Source organism: Acetobacter ascendens (assembly GCF_001766235.1).
GTDB lineage: Bacteria > Pseudomonadota > Alphaproteobacteria > Acetobacterales > Acetobacteraceae > Acetobacter > Acetobacter ascendens.
This window is the reverse complement of record NZ_CP015164.1, coordinates 2,135,196-2,155,415: the sequence shown is the minus strand read 5'-3', so window position 1 is coordinate 2,155,415 and position 20,220 is coordinate 2,135,196. Positions and strand designations below refer to the sequence as shown.

Genomic DNA, 20,220 nt, shown 5'->3' with positions numbered 1-20,220 from the left:
ATGGGGATACAACGCCCGGAAGTGCTGGAGGCCATTGTCTTCTAGGCTGGAGTTACACGGGCCTAAGCGACGCTGATACGGTTGACCTGCTGACATGGGGAACCGTGCAGAAGGCTACATGGGGCTGGATGAAATCCCGCATCATGGAGGCGCACGGTCTGATCTGGCCACAACTCACGCTGGCGAACGGTTTGTATCCCAGCGGTTCTGATCTGGCTGACCTGAAAGCGCAGAACGCGATGGTGGCGCTATGACGCCGGATTTTGAATGCGGCATGATTGTTGGTGGCGGGGGAGTTTTCCTCGCCACCGTCATTTTTGCTGTGGGCTGGCGGTTGCTTGCCTCTCGGTCTCAAGCGCCTTGGAAAGCAGGCGGCGAATAGCCTCTGCCCGCGTTACGCCGTTAGCTTCTGCCCATGCGTCAATGGCCTGCGCTTCATCATCCGTAACACGGGCGGCGATATGAGAGCGTTCCCCTGTTTTCGGGCGACCTCTCTTTTTCTGGTTACCAGTTATTGACTTGCTCATATTTATCGGTTACCAAAAAAACAGGCCGGAAGGAAGGGGCAACTTCCAACCGGCCCTAACTGAAATCAAATGGGCACAACCATCATGACAACAGCTATCGCGGCTAATAGCACATCTCAAATAAATCCGCAGCCCATGAATGGCGAACTGCGTATTTTGGACATTGATCTGGGCAAACGTCTTGGATTTGCAAAACCGGTAAAAATCCGTGAACTGATTAAGCGCCACCTGTCTTCTTTGGAGCAAATGGGCACTGTCCCCACCGTGGGGACAGTCAAGCGCGGGCAGGATGCCACGGAATATTACCTCAACCGCAAGCAGGCGATCTTCATCACGGCCAAATCTGAAACAGCAGAAGCGACTGATATTACGATCGACGCGGATTTCTCACACTTGAGGCAATTTCGGGTCATTTTGTAGAATTCAGTCATCCCACAGGAGCCCGATCTGGAATATTGACGATATTCTGCTTCTGGCGGCGGGTTCTGAACGCAGTGAGGGTGTCACGGCCTGAGAAGGCAGTGTTGGTGGAAGCTATGTGGTCTGTGCACTGTCTGTTTCTTCAGACGGCCTGCCGGAGCCTTCGCAATCGTGCATGAGCGAGGGCGAATTCATGCTGACAGGGGAACATGTCCGGCATGGACAGGACAATCCGACGGACGCTGAGCGTGACACGTGTCGCGATTTTGAGCAGTCGTGCGCGGATGGTGCCACAGGTCGCCTTCTCCAGAGAGGTCTGCCCAAGGGCCATCTTTTGCAGAGCGGTGAGCAGGACATAGGCTGCGGCCGAGAACCACAGCCGGAGCTGGTTGGCGCGGATGGTATGGGAGGATGTCCTGTCTGAGAACAGATCCAGCTGGCATTCCTTGATGCGGTTTTCCATATCCCCGCGTGCGCAGTAAATCTGTTCGTAGAGATGGCGGGGGTCGGACATTCCCTGCGGTAGCGTGGTGACAATAAAGCGATGATAGCGGTTGCCGTGGCGCCATTCGGCCTTGGCCACCACCCGCCTGCGGCGCGTCCAGCTGTCCTTTGTGATCCAGTCAAAGGAGGCGAAACCGCGCGCAGCTCTGCCTGTCGTGGCGGCTTCGTCACGAACCTCAGCGGACAAAGAGGCAATCCGGTCATACAGGCGGGTGTTGCCTGCAAGCCCGAACAGGAAGTCAACGTGGTTGTCTTCGCACCATGTCATCAGACTGTCCCGGGCGAAACCGCTGTCCCCACGCACCAAGATACGCACCCGGGGCCAGCGGCTCCTGATCTGCTCCACGATCCGGCGGATGTCTGCCAGTGCTTCCTTCCCCGGGTCCCTGTCTGCCGTGCGCAGGGTAGCGCTGAGGAGATGATCCCCGCAAAAGATGTATAGTGGCAGATAGCAGTTATGGCCGTAATACCCATGAAAGGCACGGCCTTCCTGATGGCCATGGATACGGTCATCGGTCGCGTCCACGTCCAGAACGATCCGGGCAGGAGCCCGATCATGCCGGTCCATGTAGAGCGTGACGAACAGGGTAGCCAGGGCCTCATGATCAGCAATGATCCGACAGTAACGATCTGCCTTGTGCCCACTGCGCTCCAACCGGTTCAGTGTAGATTTGCCAGCCAATGCTGCGCAGTTTGCCCGGCCTCCTGACAGACGGCCCGAGGCCAGACCAAAGATCAGGTCATGCCGCAGGGCATCGTGATCATTGAGATCTTCATAGCCCAGTGCCAGGCCCATGATCCGCTGACGGACAAGGTCTTCAACCCGGTATTCCACAAAGCCGGGATGCCGTTCATCGCGAAAACAGGCAGCAAAGCGGCGGCTGAGACCCAGAATGTCATCAGCCTGCTTCACCAGAATGACGCCCCCATCCGAACTCATGCGACCCCCGTCAAAACGGGCCACAACACGCCGTCCACAGGAGGCTGGAAACTCATACGCGCCTGCGCTACACTCTGTCTGCATCGGGTTTTCTTATAGCTTACGAAAATTTCTTTTGTGCAAAACAGACTTTTTCATAATCTAACCCGATGTACAACCCTTCTGTGAGATTTCCGCGTCGAGATTATCCATCGCTTTGATGCTTATGAACGCGGTGAGATTGCTCATACTTCCCCAAAACCCAAACGCACCCGCAAACCAGCATTTGACACAGCTTTCACACGCTGCATGAACGTGGTGGCACTGCTGCCGAATGTTGATGAAAACCAGAAGCTGCTTATGGCGGCCCGCGGGACACATGCGCTTTGCGGCATCAATCCGCTTGAGGTGATGGGATACACAGCCATTCCCGCCGCAACCCAGGATAACTATTTGACGCCAACGGAGCTGGGCCATCAGGTCGGGTTATCGGGTCGGCGCGTAAACCAGATCCTTTGTGAGGAAGCCCATCTGCAAGTGCATACTCCGGGATCATCTTCTGGGAGCGGCTGGAGCATGACCGAGAAGGGCCTTGCTTTCGGGAAAATGTTCGACAGCACCCGGAAGGGCGGCAAAGGTTCTCAGCAACAACTCAAGTGGAAGCCATCAGCTATTGAGTTCTTGCGCCCTTTTGCAAATCCACCAGCGTAAGCGCCGTAAAGGCCAGCCACCCTTTCGAGGGTGGCGACGCTGGTGTGAGAATGAGTGAACAGCAAATTGCCAACGCCATAATCAATGTACCTCAAGCATTCCCAGAATACAGAAAGAGATATGGGGTGAGCCAGAGAAAGGTAAGCAGGCTTTAAGGAAGGCGGCGCGAGCAATCATGCAACTCTGGCACGATCTTGAGGAAGAAGAGCGGGCTGGTGTGGGGCGGAAGGCTTTGGCTTGAGGGGAGGCGGCCTGTGGGCTGCCTTCCTCCTAGATCATTTAAAAATAAGGCTGTACTTTCCTATCTAGTCGTACTAAGTGGAGTGAATGACCAATTTGCATCCTTTTCCCGTAGTTTTCGTAGAATGGGAAGATAGCGCGCATTATGAAGCGGGTTGGAAATGGTCTGATGAAGTTCCAGCCCCAACAGGGCAACCATGTGTGACATGTGGGTTTCTGATTAAAGAAAGTGAACGTGCCTACATGGTTGCTCTGAGTGCTGGTGATGTTCACTCAGACCGCCAGCAGTTTAATGGGATTATGGAATTCCCAAAAAGCTGCGTGCAGAATATTACTTTTTTGGCTTACCCTTCGCCACGCCCTGCCGGACTGCAACAGATTTGTCAGACAGTACGCGACCGCCTGCTGGGTCACCGTTTCTCAAATCCTTTGAGGCGGGTGATAGGTCTTTTTTCGTAGGAGGCTTGATAGTTTCTTTTTTAGCCATAATGAACGGTCTTTCATTAAAAGAAAGTAAAGAAAGCCGCCCTTGACCGATACTGCTTGCGAGGGCTAGATGCCCGCGCTATTCACATAGCAGCATTTCCGCGAGCGGCTCAATCGCTGCGGAATTGAAAGGGGCGGGGGCCGAATCCCGTCCCTTTCTCGTATCTGTCGTAATGGTAAACGTACGTTTCAGCAGAAGACAAGATAAGCGACAAAAATTTGTCATATTGCGTTTTTATTCTGTTCTATTTCCAAAATGATACGAATTGGTAGGGTGGCCGGTTTCTGGATGCGAGTGGCGCAATAACTGAGTGCCACCAGTTACCGTGCAGGGCCCCGGAAGTATAATTCCTCTGCCGCGGCTTGTGGCGAATATCCCGCACGACCGGTCATGGAAGAATCAACGCGCAGCCAGCCAGCCGGAACAGTCCCGTGTGCAGGAATCCAAGAATAAGCGATTGGCTGGTCAAGAGGGCCATTCAGAAAAAGGATTGGAATGCGTTTCCCGATGAATTGGGGGACCTGCTGCTACAGGTTGTGTATCAAGCCCAGCTTGCGCAGGAAGAGGGGCGGTTTGATTTTGCAACCGTAGCCCGCATGATTACGGGAAAGATGATCCGCCGCCACCCTCATGTGGTGTTTGGTGCCGATGTTCTGGAAGATCATGCCGTAGCGGATGCGCAGCAACCAAAGCAGGACATTCCCGGCCTGTGGGAAACGTTGAAGGAGAAGGAACGGCAGCGTAATGTCGGGCAAAATGGCAAAGGGGCAGCAGTGCCGGGTGCCTTGGCGGGTGTGCCGCCAGCATTGCCTGCATTATTGCGTGCCTCCAAATTGGCAGCGCGCGCTGCACGCGTGGGGTTTGACTGGCCAGATCTTTCTGGTGTGGTAGCCAAGGTTCATGAAGAGATTGAAGAGTTTTCTGTTGAACTGGAAGCTGGCAACCGTGAGCGCATGCAGGATGAACTGGGTGATGTTCTGTTTTCTATTGCCAGTCTGGCACGGCGGCTGAAGCTAGACCCGGAAGCCTGCTTGCGCCAAGCGTGTGACAAATTCACCCGCAGGTTTGAAGGGGTAGAGGCCGTTCTGGCGGAACAGGGACTTTCCATGCCAGACCAAAGCGTGGAAATGCTTGATGGTATTTGGAAGGATATCAAAAAAGTAGAAAACAAAAAGTAACGCCAGCGAGGAAACGCCTGGCGTATCCATCAAAGTGGGGCAAGCAGTTATACCTGCCCCCAAGCATGGAAGGATGTTAGTCTGTCAGGCTTTGGCCTTTTTTTGTAAGGTCGCTGCACAACTTTACACGCTTGGAAAGCTCAAGCGTGGCAATATCAAAGGGTTTGGATGTGCTGTTTTGTAGCAACCCTTGCCCCCCTAAAGAATATCCCTGATCGTTCCGCACATCTGGGCGTTTGGAAAGATTGCGGGCTACACTGCGTGGTGTTGTGCCAGAGGCATAATTTTTATGCACGCAATAGGAAAGTAGACCAGCCACATTGCCAGTGCTTGCGTTTTCTATTGATGGCAGGCCGCCTTCTCCCAAAACGCCGGGGGTGGCTGTGGTAGAGGTGCCCGAAACATTCCCCACAACCTGTGCGCCATAAGTAGGGGCAGAAGCCGGATGAGCCGGATCTGTTACCGGAAGGGCATCTGCAGGAGCGGTCGGAAATGTGGTGCCTGCTGGAAGGTGGGAAGGCGTGTTCTGTGCTTGTGCCATACCTGCAGCACTTAGAGCCCTTTTGGAAATTCACGGATGAGCGTTTCGGCGTAGCATGAGGCTTCCCATGGCGATGTGGATCATGGCCTCTGCGACGTCGATCCGCTGTTCGTAGTCCTTCACAAGGCGACGCCAGCGGATCATCCAACCGAAGGTCCGTTCCACAACCCACCGACGCGGCAGGATTTCAAACCCTTTTGCTGTCTCTGACCGCCGGATGATCTCGACTGTGAAGTCGAGAAAAGTGGCCTTATCCATCAACTGGAGGCGGTCATAGGCTCCATCGGCAAACAGGTGCTTCACCCAAGGCCAGCGTTTGCGAATGGCATCAAGGATCATCTGTCCTCCTGCACTGTCCGAAATATCGGCTGTTGTCAGCTGGACCAGGAGAAGGCGGCCATCCGTATCAACTGCGATGTGACGTTTCCGACCGACGATCTTCTTGCCTGCGTCATAACCACGTGTCTTTGCGTGGGGTGCCTTGATACTCTGGCTATCAATGACACCACCCGATGGACTGGTTTCGCGTCCTGTCGCTTCACGATCGAGCATCAGACAGACATCATGAATGGTCTGGAACAGGAAACGGCGCATCAGCCTGCGGAACCACCAGTAAACCGTTTGCCATGGGCCAAAATGAACCGGAAGCATCTCCCAACCGCAGCCTGAGCGCACGAGATAGCGCAGAGCATTGATGATCTCACGGAAATCGGTTGTCCGTTTCCGACCACGCCGGTTCGCAGGGGGCATCAGAGGCGCTATGCGCTCCCATTCCTCATCTGTCAGATCAGACGGATAGCGTTTCGTCTTGCGTGTAATTCCGGCCATGCGGCCTCGTTGTGCTGGCGTCCACATCCTGCCTTTGAATCACGCTCAAAACCTCTTGAAAACCTATCATAGCGAATTTCCAAAAGGGCTCTCAGACAATAAATAAAAAACGTCTGATTATAATATATTTTTTAATATAGATGAATTGTATCACCCCACTTGGCGCATTAAATTAATTTTCAGGATATCGTCCGTTATCTTCTGAATATTTAAATCAGTTTGGATTAGTTTTTATGCGTTTAAAAGCTCTTTTTGCAGCGTCTGCTGTAATGCTCACCACTTTTTCTGTGGCTCAGGCAGGTACAGTGCATACCACATGGGAAAAGTTTAAGGCTGGTCACTCCATGCACCGTCTTTCTGTTGATGGCCAGAAAGCCATGATGGACGTGTTTCAGGCGCGTGATCTGCTGGCTCAGGGCAAAACCGATGCCGCCATTCCGCCGCTGTACGATGCGCAAAAGTGTTTCAAGGCTGCCAGTGCAGATAACAAAAAGTTCTTTGCGGCAGAAAGCCAGCTTCAGCCAGCACCGCAGCATCCGGTTTCTGCAACCCATACGCCGGTTGCTAACCCCACAACATGGGTACCTGTTGGTGGTGAATTTATTGTAAGCGAAACACTGGCGCCAGAAAAACAGGCTGCGTTGGCAAATGCCAACAAGCAGTTCCAAGCTGGGCAGACCCAGCAGGCACAGCAGAGCCTACAGGTTGTGGGTGAAGATGCAGATTTCATTCTGGCTCTTGCTCCGCTGGAACAAAGCGAAGGCGCCCTGTACCGCGCAAAAGTGTTTACAGAAGGCCGCCAGCCGCAGCAGGCTGTAGAAGCACTTAACCAGCTTCTGGATGGCATTGTATTTGTTTCTGACGATGTGGTGGAAAAAGTTGCTCCTTCCACACCGGCTAAAAAATCGAACTAAAACAACACACTGCATTGTGAGGCAGGGGGGGAGAGCAAAAAAGTTCTTCACCCCTGCTTTTTTATGTTGCGTTTATTGAGAATGGTTCTTATTATCAATCTTGTCGCGGCGATGAAGGCGTTTCTGCTGGTGGGGCAAGGGGCATCGTCGCGACAACTCTTGGTTCGTCTTGATTTATCCCGTTCAATCCCCGGTTCCTATCTGGAATGTTTTTGCATCCCCGGTCATTCCAGATAGGTCTTTTAAATTCCCCTTGCCCCACCAGACTATCTTCTTCCTCATAAAATATCAGGGTTTTTCAGGCAGCGCCCGATAGGGTACAACACCTCTGGCATCGCTTCCTGTATCCAGCATCCGGCCCGAAACAGGCAAAGATCTGTGGCTGCAATTATCCCGCACACAGGCGCGGCAGCCGGGGCCAATGGGCACAACCAATCTGTGGTCACTTAGGTTTAAACCATCTGCATAAACCGTTTTTGCGGCATCGCTTATGGTGCAGCCCAGCACAATGGCAATCTGCCGTGGGCGGTCTGTATAGGTGACACCTTCATGCCCCACAGTGCGGGCAACATTGAGGTAAATGGAATCATCCGTGGTTTGAGAAAGCTGCACCTGCACTTGGCCGGGCGTGGCAAAAGCCCGAAAGATGTTCCACAATGGGCAGGGGCCACCAAACCGTGCCTGAGAAAAACGGTTGGCAGAAAAACTTTTAAGAATATTGCCCGCAATATCCAGTTTAAGAAAATAAAAAGGAATGCCCTCCATACCGGGGCGCTGCAACGTGCTTAATCTGTGACTTATCTGTTCAAAACTGGTGCTAAAATGGCGGCGTAGGCGCTCAATATCATAACGCATGGTCTGTGCTGCGTGCAGGAAGCGCGTATAGGGTAACAGCAAGGCCCCGGCAAAGTAGTTACCCAGATAAACGCGGCCTAGCTCCTGTGCGTTTTTCTCTTTGGGGCCTTCACGTCGTAAAATACTGCTTATCAGGCGGGTATGGTCACGTTGGCCGATAATCTGTGCCAGATAGAATAGCGTGCTTTCTGGTGGTTGGTCTGGGGGCAGAAAAATGGTGCGGCGGTGCCGGTCTATCCGCCACACCAACCCGCCTTCTTCCAGCGCCGGGTCTTGCTGCGTGTGCAAGCCATGTTGATTAAGCAGATGGCTTTTTAAGGCTGCGGCCAAGCCGTTTTTGAGATCCAGATTTTCGTAAAATTTTTCGGCTGCACAATCGAGTTCATGAAAATAGTTGTGGTGATGCTGCACCCAATCCCCTACTGTTTCATACGGCTCCAGCGGAGGGGAGGGAAAAAGAGTGTTGCTTTCACATTCCTGTTCAAATTTGTAGGCACGGTAAAGGGTTAAAAATGCAGCGCATAAATCCGGGTTGGTGTGTACGGCATCTGCCATTTTGGCCAAAGGTAAGGATGCGTTTTTAAATACAGGGTCTGCCATGGTTTCGCGCATGGCCTGTACGGTATGGGCTTCTTTGGTGTTGCTGAACCATGCCGGTGTCAGGCCAAAGCGTTCACATAGCTTTTGCAGCAGGCGGTGCGGAACAGGCCGGTGGTTGCGTTCTAACTGGTTAAGATAACTTGGTGATATGTCAAGCATGTCTGCCAAGTTTGCTTGGGTTAGGGTTTCGCGTTGGCGCAACTGCCGCAAGCGCGGGCCAGCAAAAAGCTTGGTTCTGGTTTGTGGCATGGTACGAACTTCGCAAACTTCGCAAACGGGAACATTCCCTTCGCCTCTTTTTACTCTTATCTCTCTGCCGCTCAAAACAACACTCTGCAACACTCCCCTCACGATCAAATTCCGATCATGAGGTAAAACAATGCAGTATCATGATGTGCGTGTTCATCCAGAAAGCGACCGTCTGCCACGGCCCGAACAACTTGCGTGGAAAATTGCGCAAGTGGCGGCAGACCCGGTGCCGGTGGAGACCGCAGTTACGGATATGATTATCAACCGGCTGATAGATAACGCATCTGTAGGCATGGCCTCTGTGAACCGTCATTCCGTGATGAGCGCACGAGCCGAGGCTCTGGCCCACCGGCGGGAAGGTGGCGCTACGGTGTTTGGCATGGGGCCAAATGTGCGTGTGCATGCAGAATGGGCCGCATGGGCCAATGGCACAGCCGTGCGTGAGCTAGATTTTCACGATACATTTTTGGCAGCAGAATATTCTCATCCGGGTGATAATATTCCCGGCATTCTAGCAGTTGCCCAGCAGTGCCAGCGTAGCGGTGCGGATCTGATCCGTGGTGCTGCCACAGGGTATGAAATTCAGATAGATCTTGCCCGTGCCATTTGTTTGCACAAACACAAGATAGATCATGTAGCGCATCTTGGCCCATCTGTGGCTGCGGGTATTGGCACGCTTATGCGCTTGCCACCAGCGGTTATTTATCAGGCCATTGGGCAGGCTTTGCATGTGACCACAGCCACGCGCCAGAGCCGCAAGGGCGAAATTTCATCATGGAAAGCCTATGCGCCTGCCCATGCCAGCAAAATGGCGGTAGAGGCCGTTGACCGCGCTATGATGGGCGAAACATCCCCCACCCCGATTTATGAAGGGGAGGATGGTGTTATTGCCTGGATGCTGGATGGCAAAAATGCGCATTACCGTGTGCCATTGCCAGAAATGGGCGAGCCCAAACGTGCCATTCTGTCTTCCTTCACTAAGGAACATTCAGCAGAATATCAAAGCCAGGCGCTTATTGATCTTGCCTTTCGTATGGGCCAGAAAATCAAAAACTGGGATGATGTTGATGATGTGTTAATAGAAACCAGCCATCACACACATTACGTTATTGGCACGGGCTCGAATGATCCGCAAAAGTTTGATCCGCAAGCCTCGCGGGAAACGTTGGATCATTCCATTATGTATATTGTGGCCGTGGCCTTGCAGGATGGTAGCTGGCACCATGTGTATTCCTATGCACCAGAACGCGCCCGCAGGCCAGATACCGTGCGGCTCTGGCGCAAGATTCATACAATAGAAAAACCCGAGTGGACAAAACGGTATCACGAAACAGATCCGGATAAAAAAGCCTTTGGTGGCCGCATTGTCATCCGCATGAAAAATGGTTCAGTTATTGCGGATGAGCTAGCTGTTGCCAATGCCCATACCCTAGAGGCCACACCGTGGCAGCGGGCTGATTATATCGGTAAATTTCAGACACTTTCAGAAGGCATTGTGCCCCATAAGGAAGCAGACAGGTTTTTGGAAGTTGTTCAGAACCTACCAAACCTGAAAGCGGGAGAACTGCACATGCTGGAAATTGCCATTCCGGAGCGGGATATCCGCCAAAACACTGCGGAAGGCATTTTCAATTTCGGGCAGGCCAAACCTACTGCGGTTACGGCCGCCGCCTCTACAGCTCTGGCTTCCTAAACAGGCGATAACACACAGGAAGGAATAGAACAATGACAACGCATTTGCACAGAAAACCCAAAAAATCTGTTGCGCTGTCAGGCACGGTTGCGGGCAACACGGCGCTCAGCACTGTGGGGCAGAGCGAGAATGATCTGCATTATCGTGGGTACGATATCAAAGATCTTGCACGTGCCAGCACGTTTGAGGAGGTCGCACACCTTCTTATCCACGGGTATCTGCCCAATAGTGCAGAATTGGGGGCCTACAGGCGGCATCTGGCCAGTATGCGGGATATTCCTGCCATTGTGCGTGCCACTTTAGAACGTCTGCCAGCCGCCACACATCCTATGGATGTTATGCGCACGGCCGTTTCCGTTTTGGGTTGTGCGCTGCCAGAACGGAGCGATTGCCCAACCGCAGGCGCACGAGATATTGCAGATAGGCTTGTGGCCTCGCTAGGGTCCATGTTGCTGTATTGGTATCATTTCTCCAACCACGGACGGCGGATAGATACCAATACGGATGATGAAAGCGTAGGCGGGCACTTTTTGCATCTTCTGCATGGAAAAGTGCCATCGGAGGACTGGGTGCAGGCCATGCACACATCCCTTATTCTGTATGCCGAGCACGAATTCAATGCCTCCACATTTACGGCCAGAGTGGTAGCTGGCACGGGCTCGGATATGTATTCCGCTGTAACAGCCGCCATAGGTGCCCTGCGTGGCCCCAAGCATGGTGGTGCGAATGAAGTGGCGCTGGATATTCAGCAACGCTATCGCACGGCGGAGGAAGCAGAGGAGGATATTCTCAGGCGCTTGGAAAACCGTGAAGTTATCATTGGTTTTGGGCCCCCGGTTTATACCATAGCAGACCCGCGCAACGAGATTATCAAGGAAACAGCGCGCAACCTTTCGTGCCGTAATGGCAACATGCGGCTGTATCATGTTGCCGAGCGGATTGAACGGATTATGGATGAACAGAAAAAGATGTTCCCTAATCTGGATTGGTTCAGCGCGGTTTCCTACAACGCCATGGGTATTCCCACGGCCATGTTTACACCCATTTTTGTAATTGCCCGCGTAACAGGGTGGTGCGCCCACATTATGGAACAGCGGCAGGATGGAAAAATCATTCGCCCGTCTGCCAATTATGTGGGGCCGGATAATCGGCCTTTTGTGCCCCTGCGTGAACGCGATGGCCTGGAGCATGCAGCATGACATATCTGGTTGGCAAGGATCTGCCGCAAACACCAGCCGGGCAGCGGTTTCGCGCTCTGCTGAACAAACCGGACATTATGCAAATTCCCGGCGCGCATAACGGGCAGGCGGCATTGCAGGCCAAGGATAACGGCTTTCAGGCTCTTTATCTTTCAGGTGCGGCCATGTCTGCCAGCATGGGGCTGCCTGATCTGGGTATTATCACTATTGAGGATGCGTGTTTCTTTATCCGCCAGATTGCACGGGCCTCTGGTCTGCCGCTTTTGGTGGATGGTGATACCGGATATGGTGAAGTTCTGAATGTCATGCACATGGTCAGGGCTTTTGAAGATGCCGGTGCCGCTGCCGTGCATATTGAGGACCAGATTCTGCCCAAAAAATGCGGGCACCTGAATAACAAAAAGCTCGCCACCCCGCAGGAGATGGCGCAAAAGGTGGCCGCCGCAGCCAAGGCCCGACGTGATATGGTAATTATTGCCCGCACAGATGCCGCCAGCTCAGAAGGGCTGGATGGTGCAGTAGCTCGCGCCCGTTTGTATTACGAAGCCGGAGCAGATGCTATTTTCCCTGAAGCACTGATTTCTGAAGATATGTTCAGGGAGTTTGTGCGCCGTATGCTCGATGTGCCCCTGCTTGCCAACATGACGGAATTTGGGCGATCCCCTTATTTCACGGCATCTCAGTTTGAAGATATGGGGTACCGTATGGTCATCTGGCCTGTCAGTTCCTTGCGGGCAGCTAATAAGGCGCAGGATGATTTGTACAAAACCATTGCGCGTACAGGCGGTACGCAAGAAATGCTGCCCCGTATGCAAACGCGAGAGGAACTGTACAAAACAATCCGGTATTACGATTATGAATCATTGGACGCAGGCATTGTGGCCACGGTTCTGCCGCACATCGGTCAGGCCGATCGCAACGCCGCCTGAACATTCTCTTTCTATCCCGAGCAACAAAAAACAAAAAAGTAAGGGAGACGGAACAATGTCGGAAAACATCACTATTCCGCATACACAGTATGCAGATTACCCAGCCTTAATGCCACCTGCGGAACTGGCCGCCATGCAGCGCTATGCACGGCGAGACCCGGATGGTTTTTGGCTGCAACAGGCCAAGCGTGTGCACTGGCACCGCAAACCCAGACGGGGTTTTACGGGTAGCTTTACGGATGATGTATCCATAAGCTGGTTTGAAGATGGCCTTATCAATGCATCTGTGTGCTGTATTGATAAACACCTGACAGACAAAGCCGATCAGGTTGCCCTTATCAGCCACCGTGAAGGGCAGGCCGAGGCAGAAAAAATTACATATGCCATGCTGCATGAACGGGTTTGCCGCCTGTCTAACGCGCTGGTGCATTTGGGGGTGGAAGAAGGGCACCGTGTTGCCATTTGCCTGCCCATGATTTCAGAAGCCGTGGTGGCCATGCTGGCCTGTGCGCGTATTGGTGCTGTGCATGTGGTGCTGTTTGGTGGTTTTTCGGCCGAAGGTATTGCAGAACGTATTATAGATAGCGGTGCAGTTGCGGTTATTACCGCCAGCGAGAGCATGCGTGGCAACAAGATTGTACCTTTCAAGGCTATTATGGATGAGGCCCTGTGCAAGGCAGGTGCAGATAGTGGCGTGCGGGCTGTTCTGGTTGTGCGCACGTCAGATGCACCTGTTCCCATGCTACCGGGGAGAGATTACGATTTTCATGATTTTGTAGATTCGTTTGAGGCAGATTTTGTGCCCGTTGTTATGCGGGCAGAAGCGCCACTGTTTATGCTCTACACTTCTGGCAGCACGGGCAAGCCCAAAGCAGTGGTGCACGCCACTGGTGGCTATATGGTGTGGGCAGCTTACACCATGGGCATGGTGTATCATCATCAACCCGGTGATGTGCTGTGGTGCACGGCAGATGTGGCATGGATAACCGGGCATACATCCGTTGTGTATGGGCCATTGGCCAATGGCGGCACCACCATGATTTCCGATAGCCTGCCCTCATACCCCGCTCCGGGCAGGTGGCTGGATTTGGTGGATGAACACAAGGTAACCATGCTTTTTACGGCCCCCACAGCCGTGCGCGCCATGATGGCTGATGGCGATAATGTCGTGAATGCCCGCAAGTTGGAGTCCCTGCGTCTGTTGGGTGTTGCAGGGGAACCCATAAGCCCGGATGCATGGTTGTGGTATCATGATGTTGTGGGCAAAAAGCGTTGCCCTGTGGTGGATACATGGTGGCAGACAGAAACCGCCGGCATTGTGTTAGGGCCAGTGCCGGGTGTGCAGCCGCTTAAACCCGGTTCTGCCAGTACGCCGCTGCCAGGGCTGGAAATGGTGATAGCCGATACACAGGGCAGGCCGGTGCAGGGGCCTGCGGAAGGCAGCCTGTGCATTGCCCGTTCATGGCCGGGACAGGCGCGCACAATCTGGAAAGATCATGCTCGCTTTTGCCAGACATATTTTAGTATGGTTCCGGGGCATTATTTCACGGGTGATGGCGCACGGCGAGATGCCGATGGCTATTACTGGATTACGGGGCGCATGGACGATGTTATCAATATTGCAGGGCACCGTTTGGGCACGGCAGAGGTGGAAGATGCGTTGGCATCAGATCATCGTATTGTGGAATCTGCTGCAGTGGGCATCCCGCACCCGGTAAAGGGGCAGGCGCTGGCGGTATTTGTTATCCAACGTCAGAACGTGGCCACAGAACTCACAGAAAAGGGCATAAGCCGCCTTATCTCTGGTATGCTGGGGCGCTATGCTACGCCAGAGGCCGTTTATCTGGTGCCAGATTTGCCCCGCACCCGCTCTGGCAAAATCGTGCGCCGTCTGCTGCGCAAAATTGCCAGCGGGGAAGTGGATAATCTGGGAGATCTTTCATCCCTGAATGATCCCTCTATCGTGCGTATGCTGTGTGACAGAGTATGGAGTCACATGGCCTTTGATGAGGATTCTTCACCTCGCACGCAGACAAGGGCCTGATCCCAAGACGAGATTTTACAAATTTGCTTCGCGCGGCAAGATGCTTCAGGGCCGGGGAGGAACTCCTCGGCCCTGTTGTGTGTTCTGTTCCTAACAAACGGGTTTATGTTGGCTTATCACGCAAAAATGGGCGTACTGGCGGGGTCGTGATCTGAGATTCACTGGCTGCTGCAAGGGCTTGCGTGGCACCATCACGGTAAAAACAGGTTGTAGAACCGGAGCTGTGAATGACCGAGCCTTCTTTTTCGTCTGTAACACCGTCTACTCTGCCTGATCAGTCGGTAGATAAAGCAACAGCGCGCCATGTTGTGTTGGCATCCTTTTTGGCATGGATGTTGGATGCGTGCGATTTTTTTATTGTGTTGTTCACACTTGATGATGTGGCACGCAGTTTTAACGTTTCCCTGCAAAGTGTGCTGCTTGCGCCCACACTTACGTTGATGACGCGGCCACTAGGCGCCTTTTTATGTGGGCGCGCGGCAGATAAATATGGCCGCAAGCCCGTGCTTATTTTAACAATTATTATTTATTCCTTAATAGAATTGGCATCGGCCTTTGCGCCAACCCTTGTTATATTTTTGGCGCTGCGCACTCTGTTTGGTATTGCGCTTGGGGGTGAATGGGGGGTGGGCACATCCCTGATTATGGAAAGCGTGCCCAAAAGCTGGCGTGGCACGGCTTCGGGTATTTTGCAGGCGGGGTATCCTGCGGGGTATTTGCTGGCATCCTTGGTATTTTTGCTATTGCCAGTTCTGGGGTGGCGTGGGCTATTTGTGCTGGGCAGTGGCGCTATTTTTTCTGCCCTGTATATCTGGCTGCGTGTGCCAGAAAGCCCAGATTGGCTGGCCCGGCAGAAGGCCGATACACAGCACGGACAAGCAGAAGCGCATCTTGGTTTGTTGGCCATTATAAAAGGCAATGCGGCATTATGTGTTTTTGCTGTGGTGCTGATGGCTGCTTTCAATTTCATGAGCCACGGTTCTCAGGATCTCTACCCCAAGGTGTTTCTGGCGCTGGAACGGCATGTGCCGCCTACGTCCATTACAACCGTTGTGGTGCTATATAATCTGGCTGCAATTGCGGGTGGGTTGTTTTTTGGGTTTCTATCGCAAAAAATCGGGCGGCAATATGCCATTATTTTTGCCGCGGCCTTAACACTGCCTTTGCTGCCATTATGGACACTCCCGCATTCTCTGCTCTGGCTGGGGCTTGGGGCTGTGTGTATCCAGTTCTGTATTCAGGGCGCGTGGGGCGTGGTACCTGCCTATTTAAGCGAGCTTTCGCCCCCATCTGTGCGGGCCACCTTCCCCGGCCTTGCCTATCAGTGCGGGAACCTTATTGCTGCCAGTAACGCTTTGCTTCAAACATGGTTTGCTACCCAATTGGGTATGGGGTTGGCGCCTGCGCTTATGTTGGCTGTTGGGGGTGGCGCAGTGGTTGTGCTGGTGCTTACACTCCTGAATGCCCGGCTGTATCCACAACGGATATAAAACAGCAGGCAGGTGGCAACGCGCAGGAAGGAAAAAACGGTTTGGCTTTTATACGGTATCTGGGCGCATGTATGGTGTTGGCTGGCACAGGGCTGCCATATGTGCAGGCACATGCAGCAAGTCCAGCAGAACAGCGGATTATCACGCGCAATGCGCAACCGCGCACGGTGCCCCCACTAGCAACCGGGCAGGTGTAGGGGGATGATCTGCACGCAAAAGCTCAACCGGTGGCCTTGTCTGCCTTAAGCGTAAAAGCTGCTGTAAAAGTGGCAGACAAACAGCCATGCCCAGCCAATAGCCTGCTTTTGGGGAAGGATGAAAACCCAACAGCCGGGCAAACATGCCGTGTGGCTACTTTAGAGGTAAATGCGCCAGATCATCCCGCATTTATCCAAACCTTAGGCAGCCTGATGGCGGAAGATAGCGCCGGGCTGATGGATTTAAACATTTCCCTGTATCAGCTTACGCCAAACGGGCAGAAGGATGCGCTGCCGCAAGTTGTGGTTTCGGGCTACACAGGTGGGGCGCATTGTTGCCAGGCTGCCGCTATTGTAGAGGCCGCCGCGCAAGGCCAATGGCGCGTGCTGTCACTACCCGCACAAAATGGCGGAGGGGAGCCTATCGTGCAGGATATTGCGCGAGATGGCACCCGCCAGCTTGTGTATACGGATGAGCGGTTTGATTACGCCTTTGCCTCTCACGCAGGTTCAGCCATGCCGGTGGTGCTGTATCAGTATCAGGATGGCCAGTTGCAGAATGTTACGGCGCAACCTCGGTTTGCAGCCTATTTGCGCAACCAGCTTGCGCAGGATTCTGCACAGTGGCGCAAAACGGGTGTAACGGAAGTAAACGGCTATCTGGCTGCCTATGTGGCCACCAGCGCGAATATTGGGGAACTGAACGCAGGCTGGCGCTATATGATGGCGCGGTATGATACGCACTCTGATTTTGCAGAAACATGGTGCGCGCTGGATAAAGCCGCATGGCCCCAGAACAAGGATGGTGCTTCCTGCCCCAAGCAGTTTGTAAAAACTGTGCCGTTTCCGCAAACTCTGGCGCAATCTCTGGTGCAGTGGGGGTACATGACGCCCCAGCAGAGTGCCGCCCTTGGCTATGATGTGGACAAAATAAAGCAGAACCAGCAGCAGGTTATTGCGGCCACCACCAAGGCATGGCGCGCCGCACACTAGTTACATTGCAGCCCTGCTGGCGGCGAAATTTGTGCCAGAACGGAACACAGCCTAAAACTTGGGTCTGTTTTGCCATGTTCTGCCAGCGGGAGTGTAATGGAAGATCTGTTTGAAGGGCATAATGTCGGCACCGCCCGCCCTCTGAAACTTTCAGAAGATGTTGTCAGTACCGCCACCTATGGCGGGCCAGACAAATGCTACCGTTATCGGCTTAAACGCGTGTGGGACGCAACACGCCCGCTGGTTATGTGGCTGATGATGAACCCCTCCGTCGCCACTGAATATGGGGATGACCGCACCGTGGCCAAATGCCAGCGTTATGCCCGCGCATGGGGTTATGGCGGTATTTTGGTGGGCAACACCTTTGCGTATCGCTGCACGGATCAGCTTCGGCTGCTAGAAACGCCAGACCCGGTTGGCCCGGAAAATGATAAAGCCCTGTTGGAAATGGCGCAGGAAGCCAACAAGGTGATTGCCGCCTATGGCACGCCGCACCACAAGGCCCTTTTGGCACGAGGGCCGGAGGTGGTGCATATGCTCCAGCAACACGGCATTACGGTGGATGCGTTGCGGCTAAGTAAAACAGGCCGCCCGTGCCATCCTCTTTATTTGCCAGCAAGCTTGTTGCCCGAGCCTTTGCCAACCCATTTGGTGCAAAGCTAACAGGCACATAACGGAAAGCAGCTTTCTGCCCATGTGTATTGACGCCCGGCCTTGTTCGGTATCCGATACACACAGAGGTGTTTGAGTTCTGCATATCATGCCTGCCACATTGCAAAATCAGGCGTGCTATGCAGCAAAGTTAAGGGAAACATGCATATTATGGCCTTACAGAACACGCAGGGTGCCGCAGGCGGTTATCTGGCATCTGCCGAATTTGCCACCATGCTGGACAGGCTGGGTGAAGTGGCAGCACGTACGGGCCTGAACGTGGCCCACGGGCAGCAGGTTATTATTACGGCCCCCCTTCATGCGGTGCCGCTGGTGCGCCGCATTACGGAACACGCGTACAAGGCCGGGGCTTCGCTCGTCAGCACATTTTATTCGGATGAGGAAACAACGCTGGCCCGTTACAAATATGCGGCGGAAGATACGTTTGATACCGCAGCAGGCTGGCTTGCTGGTGGGATGACAGAAGCCTTCCGTAATGGTGCCGCCCGTATGGCCATTACGGGGTCTAACCCGGCATTGCTGGCAGGGCAGAACCCGGAGCATATTTCCCGCGCCAGTAGGGCCAATTCCCGCGTGAACCGGCCTGCTATGGAAATTATCACCAATTTTGATGTGAACTGGTGCATTGTGGCTGCGGCTTCTCCGGCATGGGCGGCACAGGTGTTCCCTGATCTGCCGGTTGATCAGGCGGTGGAAAAACTGTGGCAGGCTATTTTTTCTGTTTCGCGCATTACGGGGGAAAACCCGGTAGCGGATTGGGAGGCCCATAATGCGGTTCTGCATCGCCGCGCCACGTTCTTGAATGATGCCCGTTATAGCGCGCTGCATTTTAAAGGCCCTGGCACAGACCTGATGGTGGGGCTGGCAGATGGGCATGAATGGGCCGCCGGGGCGGAAAAAGCCGGAAACGGCATTGTGTGCAACCCCAACATCCCCACCGAGGAAGTGTTTACAACACCGCATCGCCTTAAAGTGGATGGTACGGTGGCAGCCACCAAGCCGCTTTCTCACCAAGGTACGCTGATTGAGGATATTCGCGTAAGGTTTGAGGCCGGACGCATTGTGGAAATGCACGCCAGCAAGGGTGAGGATGTGCTGGCCCGCGTGCTGGATACAGATGAAGGCGCGCGCCGTTTGGGGGAAGTGGCTCTTGTGCCCAATTCTTCCCCCATTTCGCGCAGCGGTATTTTGTTCCAGAACACATTGTTTGATGAAAACGCCGCCAGCCATATCGCATTGGGGCAATCTTACACCAAATGCATGCGTGATACGGCTGGGCAAGATGAGGCCGCATTGGCCGCACGCGGGGCCAATAGCAGCATGATCCATATAGACTGGATGATTGGTTCTGGTGAAATTGATGTAGACGGCGTGGATGCCAAAGGTGAACACGTGGCATTGATGCGCAAAGGTGAATGGGTGATAAAAGCATGATAAATACTCTAAAACTTTCCTTCCGCTCTGCTCTGTTGGGTGTAATGGGGGCTGCGGCTGTTGTGGCTGGCACAGCAGCACAGGCGCAAACAGTTTCTACCGCGGGCAATGGTGCGCCTAATTTAACGCCAGAGCAGGTGGCCACTTTGCAGCATGACATGGATACCGCGCTGCATTACCATCTGGCTCCAAACGTGCTGCCACGCTTGACCACAGCCCTGAAGGAAATTCAGGCAGCAGGCATTCAGCCGCCCTCACGCTTTGGCATGTCTCTGGATCAGCAGATTGCCCTTGTGCAGCAGGTGCCCGGTTTGGACCCAATTTTGCAAAAGAATGGCTTTTCAGCACATGATTTTGTCATGAGCCTAACCTGTGTGGGGCTGACAGGCAGCCTGATGAATGTGCCAGCTAACCCCGGCAACACCAAGATGCCACAGCCTGAACCCGCCAATGTGGCTATTCTCAAATCCAACCCGCAGGATTTGCAAAATCTGGTTACAGTTCTGCGTTCGGCCCATCAGTCTGGTGGTGCGCTTTCACACTAATCTCATACATATTGGTGTGTAAGAAAATGGCAGGTTTTCCCTGCCATTTTT

General features: G+C 53.6%; 20 protein-coding genes and 1 pseudogene. 16 read left to right on the top strand and 5 right to left on the bottom strand.

Annotated elements, in window-relative coordinates:
- The first annotated feature begins 128 nt into the window (after positions 1 to 128).
- Positions 129 to 254 (top strand): hypothetical protein, encoded by a 126-nt coding sequence (locus tag A4S02_RS16415; RefSeq protein WP_408736033.1) that lies wholly within the window; start codon positions 129 to 131, stop codon positions 252 to 254.
- A 57-nt stretch (positions 255 to 311) separates the two neighbouring features.
- On the opposite strand, the gene A4S02_RS15260 is transcribed toward A4S02_RS16415, so the two are convergent.
- Positions 312 to 527: a ribbon-helix-helix protein, CopG family gene (locus A4S02_RS15260; protein ID WP_082246817.1), complete on the bottom strand. Its 216-nt coding sequence runs from the start codon at positions 525 to 527 to the stop codon at positions 312 to 314.
- A gap of 69 nt (positions 528 to 596) precedes the next feature.
- Between A4S02_RS15260 and A4S02_RS10410 the strand changes: the two genes are divergently transcribed.
- Positions 597 to 947 carry a hypothetical protein gene (locus A4S02_RS10410; protein ID WP_070323714.1) on the top strand — a complete coding sequence of 117 codons (351 nt, stop codon included), beginning with the start codon at positions 597 to 599 and terminating at the stop codon, positions 945 to 947.
- A gap of 142 nt (positions 948 to 1,089) precedes the next feature.
- On the opposite strand, the gene A4S02_RS10405 is transcribed toward A4S02_RS10410, so the two are convergent.
- The gene (locus A4S02_RS10405) at positions 1,090 to 2,475 is read right to left on the bottom strand and encodes an IS1380 family transposase (RefSeq protein ID WP_082246816.1); all 1,386 of its coding nucleotides are present in this window, start codon (positions 2,473 to 2,475) and stop codon (positions 1,090 to 1,092) included.
- A gap of 204 nt (positions 2,476 to 2,679) precedes the next feature.
- Here A4S02_RS10405 and A4S02_RS10400 point away from each other — a divergent pair, with 204 nt between their 5' ends.
- From A4S02_RS10400 to mazG, 3 genes and pseudogenes are all read left to right on the top strand, one after another.
- A complete protein-coding gene (locus A4S02_RS10400; protein ID WP_070323713.1) occupies positions 2,680 to 3,081 on the top strand; it encodes a hypothetical protein in 402 nt (133 codons plus the stop codon).
- A 327-nt stretch (positions 3,082 to 3,408) separates the two neighbouring features.
- Positions 3,409 to 3,780, top strand: coding sequence for a hypothetical protein (locus tag A4S02_RS10395; protein WP_070323712.1), 372 nt, complete (start codon positions 3,409 to 3,411; stop codon positions 3,778 to 3,780).
- A gap of 501 nt (positions 3,781 to 4,281) precedes the next feature.
- A pseudogene (gene mazG, locus A4S02_RS10390) lies at positions 4,282 to 4,986 on the top strand (nucleoside triphosphate pyrophosphohydrolase); the annotation flags it as partial.
- A 76-nt stretch (positions 4,987 to 5,062) separates the two neighbouring features.
- Here the strand turns inward: mazG and A4S02_RS10385 are convergent.
- On the bottom strand, positions 5,063 to 5,557 hold the full coding sequence (locus A4S02_RS10385; RefSeq protein ID WP_070323711.1) for a DUF2501 domain-containing protein: 495 nt from the start codon (positions 5,555 to 5,557) through the stop codon (positions 5,063 to 5,065).
- A complete protein-coding gene (locus A4S02_RS10380) occupies positions 5,558 to 6,382 on the bottom strand; it encodes an IS5-like element IS12528 family transposase (protein ID WP_082246712.1) in 825 nt (274 codons plus the stop codon).
- 206 nt (positions 6,383 to 6,588) lie between these two features.
- Between A4S02_RS10380 and A4S02_RS10375 the strand changes: the two genes are divergently transcribed.
- A complete protein-coding gene (locus A4S02_RS10375) occupies positions 6,589 to 7,269 on the top strand; it encodes a YfdX family protein (protein ID WP_070323710.1) in 681 nt (226 codons plus the stop codon).
- Between the two features lie 288 nt (positions 7,270 to 7,557).
- Here the strand turns inward: A4S02_RS10375 and A4S02_RS10370 are convergent, their stop codons facing one another.
- Entirely contained in the window at positions 7,558 to 8,973 is a 1,416-nt protein-coding gene (locus A4S02_RS10370) for a helix-turn-helix domain-containing protein (RefSeq protein ID WP_070323709.1), read from the bottom strand.
- A 130-nt stretch (positions 8,974 to 9,103) separates the two neighbouring features.
- On the opposite strand from A4S02_RS10370, the gene A4S02_RS10365 reads away from it, so the two are divergent.
- The 10 genes from A4S02_RS10365 (at position 9,104) to A4S02_RS10325 (ending at position 20,169) form a co-directional block, all read left to right on the top strand.
- Positions 9,104 to 10,666 (top strand): MmgE/PrpD family protein, encoded by a 1,563-nt coding sequence (locus tag A4S02_RS10365; protein WP_070323708.1) that lies wholly within the window; start codon positions 9,104 to 9,106, stop codon positions 10,664 to 10,666.
- A gap of 32 nt (positions 10,667 to 10,698) precedes the next feature.
- Positions 10,699 to 11,865, top strand: coding sequence for a bifunctional 2-methylcitrate synthase/citrate synthase (gene prpC, locus A4S02_RS10360; protein WP_070323707.1), 1,167 nt, complete (start codon positions 10,699 to 10,701; stop codon positions 11,863 to 11,865).
- On the top strand, positions 11,862 to 12,794 hold the full coding sequence (gene prpB / locus A4S02_RS10355; protein WP_070323706.1) for a methylisocitrate lyase: 933 nt from the start codon (positions 11,862 to 11,864) through the stop codon (positions 12,792 to 12,794). Before prpC ends, prpB begins: the two co-directional genes overlap by 4 nt.
- Positions 12,795 to 12,849: 55 nt before the next feature.
- Entirely contained in the window at positions 12,850 to 14,838 is a 1,989-nt protein-coding gene (gene acs / locus A4S02_RS10350) for an acetate--CoA ligase (protein ID WP_070323705.1), read from the top strand.
- 227 nt (positions 14,839 to 15,065) lie between these two features.
- Positions 15,066 to 16,328, top strand: coding sequence for an MFS transporter (locus A4S02_RS10345; RefSeq protein WP_070323704.1), 1,263 nt, complete (start codon positions 15,066 to 15,068; stop codon positions 16,326 to 16,328).
- Positions 16,329 to 16,369: 41 nt separating this feature from the next.
- Complete coding sequence (locus tag A4S02_RS16180) at positions 16,370 to 16,525, top strand: hypothetical protein (protein ID WP_228142367.1); 156 nt, start codon at positions 16,370 to 16,372, stop codon at positions 16,523 to 16,525.
- Between the two features lie 30 nt (positions 16,526 to 16,555).
- Positions 16,556 to 17,518, top strand: a complete 963-nt coding sequence (locus A4S02_RS10340; RefSeq protein ID WP_228142366.1) for a thylakoid lumen protein — start codon at positions 16,556 to 16,558, stop codon at positions 17,516 to 17,518.
- Positions 17,519 to 17,614: 96 nt separating this feature from the next.
- Positions 17,615 to 18,181: a DUF1643 domain-containing protein gene (locus A4S02_RS10335; RefSeq protein WP_070323703.1), complete on the top strand. Its 567-nt coding sequence runs from the start codon at positions 17,615 to 17,617 to the stop codon at positions 18,179 to 18,181.
- Positions 18,182 to 18,331: 150 nt separating this feature from the next.
- Positions 18,332 to 19,624: an aminopeptidase gene (locus A4S02_RS10330; protein ID WP_070323702.1), complete on the top strand. Its 1,293-nt coding sequence runs from the start codon at positions 18,332 to 18,334 to the stop codon at positions 19,622 to 19,624.
- Positions 19,621 to 20,169: a hypothetical protein gene (locus A4S02_RS10325; protein ID WP_070324248.1), complete on the top strand. Its 549-nt coding sequence runs from the start codon at positions 19,621 to 19,623 to the stop codon at positions 20,167 to 20,169. Before A4S02_RS10330 ends, A4S02_RS10325 begins: the two co-directional genes overlap by 4 nt.
- The last annotated feature ends 51 nt before the right edge of the window (positions 20,170 to 20,220 follow it).